This is a genomic window from Streptomyces sp. SID486 (assembly GCF_009865385.1).
Taxonomy (GTDB): domain Bacteria; phylum Actinomycetota; class Actinomycetes; order Streptomycetales; family Streptomycetaceae; genus Streptomyces.
Genome location: NZ_WWJT01000647.1, coordinates 1 through 6,870, shown reverse-complemented (window position 1 = coordinate 6,870; position 6,870 = coordinate 1). Strand labels below are relative to the sequence as shown.

The 6,870-nt window shown below is 71.7% G+C and carries 7 protein-coding genes; 3 read left to right on the top strand and 4 right to left on the bottom strand.

Features of this window, described 5'->3' with window-relative positions:
- Positions 1–779 (top strand): dihydrolipoamide acetyltransferase family protein (locus GT045_RS30305; RefSeq protein ID WP_202529167.1); only part of this gene is annotated, 779 nt, incomplete at its 5' end.
- A gap of 95 nt (positions 780–874) precedes the next feature.
- Here the strand turns inward: GT045_RS30305 and GT045_RS30300 are convergent.
- From GT045_RS30300 to GT045_RS30285, 4 genes are all read right to left on the bottom strand, one after another.
- Complete coding sequence (locus GT045_RS30300) at positions 875–1,957, bottom strand: Bro-N domain-containing protein (RefSeq protein ID WP_161336125.1); 1,083 nt, start codon at positions 1,955–1,957, stop codon at positions 875–877.
- A 217-nt stretch (positions 1,958–2,174) separates the two neighbouring features.
- Positions 2,175–3,191 (bottom strand): DUF1648 domain-containing protein, encoded by a 1,017-nt coding sequence (locus tag GT045_RS30295; protein WP_237538991.1) that lies wholly within the window; start codon positions 3,189–3,191, stop codon positions 2,175–2,177.
- Positions 3,188–3,535 carry a GntR family transcriptional regulator gene (locus tag GT045_RS30290; protein WP_161298730.1) on the bottom strand — a complete coding sequence of 116 codons (348 nt, stop codon included), beginning with the start codon at positions 3,533–3,535 and terminating at the stop codon, positions 3,188–3,190. Before GT045_RS30290 ends, GT045_RS30295 begins: the two co-directional genes overlap by 4 nt.
- Positions 3,536–3,751: 216 nt before the next feature.
- Positions 3,752–4,654 (bottom strand): serine hydrolase, encoded by a 903-nt coding sequence (locus tag GT045_RS30285; RefSeq protein WP_161298731.1) that lies wholly within the window; start codon positions 4,652–4,654, stop codon positions 3,752–3,754.
- 187 nt (positions 4,655–4,841) lie between these two features.
- On the opposite strand from GT045_RS30285, the gene GT045_RS30280 reads away from it, so the two are divergent.
- Positions 4,842–5,516 carry a GntR family transcriptional regulator gene (locus GT045_RS30280; protein WP_161298732.1) on the top strand — a complete coding sequence of 225 codons (675 nt, stop codon included), beginning with the start codon at positions 4,842–4,844 and terminating at the stop codon, positions 5,514–5,516.
- Positions 5,513–6,823, top strand: a complete 1,311-nt coding sequence (locus tag GT045_RS30275; protein ID WP_161336124.1) for an MFS transporter — start codon at positions 5,513–5,515, stop codon at positions 6,821–6,823. Before GT045_RS30280 ends, GT045_RS30275 begins: the two co-directional genes overlap by 4 nt.
- Positions 6,824–6,870: the final 47 nt, after the last annotated feature.

Sequence of the window (6,870 nt, the reverse complement as noted above, 5' to 3'; positions counted from 1 at the left end):
CCGCGCCGGCTCCGGCCGCCCCCGCCGCGCCGGCCGCCGCCCCGGTGGCCCCGGCGCCCGGGACGTCGTACGACACGGCGCGCGAGACCCGGATCCCGGTCAAGGGCGTCCGCAAGGCCACCGCGCAGGCGATGGTCGGCTCGGCGTTCACGGCACCGCACGTCACCGAGTTCGTGACGGTGGACGTGACCCGCACGATGAAGCTGGTCGAGGAGCTGAAGCAGGACAAGGACATGCAGGGTCTGCGGGTCAACCCGCTCCTGCTGATCTCCAAGGCCCTGCTGGTCGCCATCAAGCGCAACCCGGACGTCAACGCCGCCTGGGACGAGGCCCGCCAGGAGATCGTGCTCAAGCACTACGTCAACCTGGGCATCGCGGCGGCCACTCCGCGCGGCCTGATCGTCCCGAACATCAAGGACGCGCAGGACAAGACGCTCCCGCAGCTGGCCGAGGCGCTGGGTGAACTGGTGGCGACGGCCCGCGAGGGCAAGACCTCGCCCGCCGCCATGCAGGGGGGCACGGTGACCATCACCAACGTCGGCGTGTTCGGCGTCGACACCGGCACCCCGATCCTCAACCCGGGGGAGTCGGCGATCCTCGCGGTCGGCGCGATCAAGCTCCAGCCGTGGGTGCACAAGGGGAAGGTTAAGCCGCGTCAGGTGACCACGCTGGCCCTGAGCTTCGACCACCGGCTGGTCGACGGGGAGCTGGGATCCAGGGTCCTCGCGGACGTCGCGGCGATCCTGGAGCAGCCGAAACGACTGATCACCTGGGCGTGAGGGCTTCCACCGGATAACCTCGGAGCCAGGAGGGGACGGCCGCAACCAAGTGATGCGGCCGCCCCCTCTCTTTTCCCCAGCCCCGATCCTCTTCTTCAGCCCCGATCGAGGACGTACACCGGCGCCCCGTCCTCGGCCCCGCCCTGCGAACGGATGCAGGCGTGCTTGCGCAGCAGGCGGAGGCATTCGTTGACGCGGTGCACCGACAGGCCGGTACGAGCCGCGATGGACCCGAGCGGTTCGCGCAGCTCGCCCTTCTCCACGAGGACCGGGGCGATGACCACGGCCACCGTCCACACGTCCTCCGTCACGGACAGCCGCTGCCGCCAGCCCGCCAGCACGGACTCCGTGGTGGGCAGTGCCGCGAAGGGCCTGCCGAGCGGGGCACGCCGGAGCACGAGGTCGTCCAGCCGGTCCGCGATACGTTCCATCGCCCGGACCATGGCCTGGTGCACGGCGAGCGTCGCCTTCTGCGTCCCCAGCGTCTCCCGCTGAACGGCGAGCGCCTCGCGCTGAACGGCGAGCGTCTCCCGCTGAACGGTGAGCGTCTCGCGTTGAACGGCGAGCGTCTCCTGCTGGACGGCGAGCGTCTGCTGCTGAACCGCGAGCATCTGCGTCTGCAGCGCGATCGACTCGCGTTGCCCCTTTGCGAGGTCCTCGTCCAGCTGAAGGTTGTGCGCTTCGAGCCGGACGATGGCTTCCGCGACCTGTTCCGGCATGGCGTACGCGATGGGCGCGCCCGGTTCGACCGGCTGCACCTCGGCCTCTTCGAGAGTGTAGGAACCCTCTCGCTGCACGGTCTCGATGACTTCGGCGGCCCACTGTTTGAAGGGGGCGCAGGAAGGCTTCGTGCAGGCTTGGACGAGGAGGATCAGCCCCTGGAGATCGATGAGTTGCAGGTCTCGGCGCCACTCCCTACCTGCAGGGATGCTGAGACAGTGACTTCCAGTCACTGTCTCGAGACTTTCTCGATGGTTCTCCGGGACATGGTCCGTGAGTGCCTTGCGAGGTGTGGTGTACCCCAGCTCCTTGCACACGTCCACCGCCGGGAACCAGTGGCTTCCGTCCGGCATCGTCAGGCGGCGGACGCGGGCTCCGGTCGCCGCGTACACGAAGTCGCTGACGTCGATCGCCTCGCGCTGCCCGGCGGGGCCGGACTGCTTCTTGGGTTCATTCATGTGAGTTACCTCCGCTGCGGAACGTAGAGCGGAGGAATTGGAATATGCCAGCGGAAAGCCGGGAAGTTCACGATTGCGGGCGAAGATCGCCAATTCGCTTGCGTGTAACGGCCGTTATGTGGTCCGTCGTCCGGTCGCGGTGGTTACGGGTCGGGCGGTCGCGGTGGTTACGGGTCGGGCGGTCGCGGTGGTTTCAGGTCAGGCGGTCGCGGTGGTTTCAGGTCGGCCGGTGGGTTCGGAGGGCGTTCAGGAGGGCCGCTCCCCGTTCGGCGTCGTCCACGCTCACCGCGAAGTCCGTACGGCGGCCCCGGGCTCGTATGACCAGGCAGTCGCCGGCGCGCAGCATGACCGTCGTGCCGAGGCCGCTGAAGCGGTAGCCCCAGCCGCCGACCTGGGAGGGCAGCCGCCGTTCGGCGCGGGCGGACTCGACGGCGGCCGGGGACCAGCGGCGGGCGGGCCAGCCGAGCGGGCCGAACGCCACCTCCAGGCCGGCCTCCGACACCTTGGCCTGGACCGAGGAGAAGGCGGCGAAGGCGAGCGCGGTGACCGTGCAGCCCGCGCACACGGGCCACAGCGCGGCGGGGCTCGCCAGCCCTGCGGTCAGGAAGGCCAGCGCGGCGGCGGCGGCCAGCCCCGTCACCGCCGCCAGCAGCCGCAGGACAGGGTTGGCCGTACGGGAGAACCACACCAGCCGTTGGCCCTCGGGCAGGTCCAGTGCGTGCGCGGGGTCGGCGGGCGGGGCGGAGGGCAGGGTGGTCAGCCGCCACGCGATCGCACCGGCCACCGCCGCCAGGGCCATGGGCAGCACCACGCCGAAGACGGACATGCGGGCCTCGTGCCAGTCCGCGCGGTCGAGGTTCGCCCGGATCACGGACACCTGCGCGCCGACCAGTACAGCCCCCGTGGGCGCCAGCGTCATCGCCCGCCAGGGACGCGCCGCGGGCCAGGAGCGGCGCCACCGGACACTCACCGCGAGAGCGAGCAGCAGCCAGACGCCCGCCGGGAAGAGGGAGGCCGCCCACAGGGGCATCGAGCCGTCGGGGGTGTCACCGCCGCTCCAGTGGGTGGCCAGCCGGTCGGGGAGCCGGTCGTGCGCGGCCCGGGGGAGGCCGGCGAGGGCGGCGGCGACGGTCACCGTCGCGGCGACGGCCCAGCGGCGCGCCGCGCGGCCGTGGGGGGCGGGCCCCGTGTCCCCGCCCGTCGCGTCGGCCCCCGGAGTGTTCCCGCCCGTCATGTCAGCCCCCGGATCATGTCGATGAGATCGGCCCGGCTGTAGCCCAGCCGGGACGCCTCCGCCATCAGCTCCCGCACCTTGATCTGCAGTCCGGAGCGGCGGGCCGCGCCCTCGGCGACCGTGATGCCCCGGCCCCGCCGGAACTCCAGCAGGCCCTCGTCCCGCAGTTCGCGCAGGCCGCGCAGGACGGTGTTGACGTTGATGTCCAGGGCCGCGGAGAGATCGCGGGCCGAGGGCAGGCGGTCGCCCGCGCGGCATTCGCCCTCGGCGACGGCCCGCCGCACCGCCGCGGCGACCTGTTCGTGCAGCGGGCGGGTGTCGGCCGTGTCCAGACGCAGCAGCATGGTGCCAATGACACTAGCACCATGCGTGTCATCGGTGGGTGCGGGACACGCCGGGCCGGACCGCCGCGGTCTCCGCCGCCGGCGGGGCGACGAGGAGGGCCCGCCGCGGCCTGCACCACCGCCGCGGCCGGCACACCGCCGCGACCTGCACCGCCGGCGGGGCGACAAGAAGGGCCCGCCGCGGTGCGCGACGGGCCCTCGGTGCCGGAGCGGCTGTCAGCCGAGCCGGGCGAAGCCGTAGCCGAGGAGCTTCTTGGCGTCCGCCTCGCGCTGGGGGATGGAGGAGGAGGCGAGGACGGTGCCGATGACCGTCCTGCCGTTCCGGGTCGCGGCGAAGACCAGGCAGTACTTGGCCTCCGGGCCGGAGCCGGTCTTCACGCCGATGGTGCCGCTGTAGCTGCTGAGCAGCCCGTTGGTGTTCTTCCACGGGGCCATCGTGCGCGTGCCGCCCGACTTGGTCTTCGTCTTGGCGGTGTACGACTTCGTCTTCACCACCGCGCGGAACGTGGCGTTCTTCATCGCGCTGCTGGCGATCTTCGTCAGGTCGCGCGGCGTCGAGTAGTTCCTGCCGTTGCCGATGCCGTCGAACGAGTCGAAGTGGGTGTGGGTCAGGTGCAGGTTCGCGGCGGCGGTGTTCATCTTGCCGATGAAGCTCTTCACGCGCGCGGCGCGGGTGGAGCCGGCGCCGAACTTGTCGGCGAGCGCGTAGGCGGCGTCGCAGCCGGACGGCAGCATCAGCCCGTACAGCAGCTGGCGGACCGTCACCTTGTCGCCGACGATCAGGTGGGCCAGGGAGGCGTTGTTCCTGACGACGTAGTCGCTGTACGCCTTGTCGATCGTCACCGTGGCGTTCAGGTTGAGGTTCGGCTGCGCCAGCACGACCTTGGCGGTCATGATCTTGGTGGTGGAGCCGGTGGCGAGCTGCTTGTCCGCGTTCTTCCCGTACAGCGACGCGCCGTTGGCGTTGTTCATGAGGTACCCGCCCTTGGCCACGATCGAGGGCGTGGCCACGGCCTGCGCGGGCGCTGCGGTGAGGGCGCCGGTGGCGAGCAGCGCGCCGGAGGTGACGGCGACGGCGGCGGCTCGAGGAAAGCGGATGCCCTTAATGCCGGTAATCAATGTGATGTACCTCGGATGTCTTGAATGCCCCTGATGTGCGGCCGAGTTGGGTGGGGTGGAAGGGGGCCGCATGTGTGTGACACGTAAGTAGCACAGAAGGTTGTGCGGTCGCTGCGGGAGGCGTTCGTCACGTCCGCATGATGGACGGGGGTGCCGCTTGCGTACGTGTTGTATCTATCCTGTGGGCATGAAAACGGCCGTCGAGCAGCCCGCACCGCAGTCCCTCAAGCCGCCACCCGCCGCCGACCGCGTGTACGCCCATGTCAAGCAGGGGGTGCTCGACCGCCGCTACGAGGGCGGCACCCTGCTCACCGAGGGTGAGCTGGCCGAGGCCGTCGGTGTCTCCCGGACGCCCGTCCGGGAGGCGCTGCTGCGGCTGGAGGCCGAGGGTCTCATCCGCCTCTACCCGAAGAAGGGCGCCCTGGTCCTGCCGGTCTCCGCGCAGGAGATCGCCGATGTGGTGGAGACCCGGCTGCTGGTGGAGGAGCACGCGGCCCGCAAGGCCGTACCCGCCCCGCCGGGGCTGCTGGAGCGGCTGACCGAGCTGCTGGAGCGGCAGAAGGCGCAGGCCGCGGCCGGTGACCTGGCCGCCGCCGCGGTCACCGACCGCTGCTTCCACGCCGAGATCGTCCGCAGCGGGGGCAACGAGATCCTCTCCCGGCTCTACGACCAGTTGCGCGACCGCCAGCTGCGGATGGGCGTGGCCGTGATGCACTCGCACCCCGACCGGATCGCCAAGACGCTCGCCGAGCACGCGCAGATCCTGGAGGCGCTGCGCGCCGGGGACGCGGAGGCGGCCGTCGGGATCGTGCACCGGCACGTGAGCTGGTTCTCGCACCTCGCACGAGGTGAGGTCCGATGAGCGCTCCCGAGCGCAACGCCACACTTCCGGGTGACCCGCCGGGCGGCCGCCGGGCCGTCGCCGTGTGGTCCATAGGCGTGGCCGTCTACTTCGTCGCCGTCATCTTCCGTACGTCGCTGGGGGTGGCCGGCCTCGACGCGGCCGACCGCTTCCATGTCAACGCCTCCGCCCTCTCGACGTTCTCCATACTCCAGCTGCTGGTCTACGCGGGCATGCAGATACCCGTCGGACTGCTGGTGGACCGCCTCGGCACCAAGAAGGTGCTGAGCATCGGGGCGGTGCTGTTCACCGCCGGACAGCTGGGCTTCGCCTTCTCCCCCTCCTACGGCACCGCCCTCGCCTCCCGGGCGCTGCTGGGCTGCGGCGACGCGATGACCTTCATCAGCGTCCTGCGGCTCGGCACCCGCTGGTTCCCCGCCCGGCGCGGGCCGCTGGTCGCGCAGCTCGCGGGACTGGTCGGCATGGCGGGCAACCTGGTCTCCACCCTGGTCCTGGCCCGGCTGCTGCACAGCGTCGGCTGGACCCCGGCGTTCGCGGGCAGCGCGCTGGCGGGTGCCGTCGTCCTCGTGCTGACCCTGCTGTTCCTCAAGGACCACCCCGAGGGTCAGGAACCGGAACCGTCCGCGCACCGGGGCGCGGCCTACGTGCGCCGGCAGATCGCCGCGGCCTGGCGGGAGCCGGGCACCCGGCTGGGCCTGTGGGTGCACTTCACCACCCAGTTCCCGGCGATGGTGTTCCTGCTGCTGTGGGGGCTGCCGTTCCTGGTCGAGGCGCAGGGACTGAGCCGCGGTACGGCCGGCGAACTGCTCACCCTCGTCGTCCTGTCCAACATGGTGGTCGGCCTGGTCTACGGCCAGATCGTCGCCCGGCACCACGCGGCGCGGCTGCCGCTGGCGCTGGGCACGGTGAGCGCGACGGCCCTGCTGTGGGCGGCGACGCTGGCGTACCCCGGGGAGCATGCCCCGATGTGGCTGCTGCTGGTGCTGTGCACGGTGCTCGGCGCGTGCGGGCCGGCGTCGATGCTCGGCTTCGACTTCTCCCGGCCCGCGAATCCGCCCGAGCGGCAGGGGACGGCGTCCGGCATCACCAACATGGGCGGCTTCATCGCGTCCATGACCACGCTGTTCGCGATCGGTGTGCTGCTGGACGCGACCGGGGACGACTACACCGTGGCCTTCTCGGCGGTGTTCGTCCTGCAGGCGCTCGGTGTCAGCCAGATCCTGCGGCTGCGGGGGCGGGCGGCCCGGCGGGAGCGCGAGCGGCTGGTGGCCAGCCGGGTCGAGACGGTGCACGTACCCGCGGCCTGAGCGGTCGCCGCCCCACGCGGCACCCGGGCCCGGGCGGCCGGGAGGCG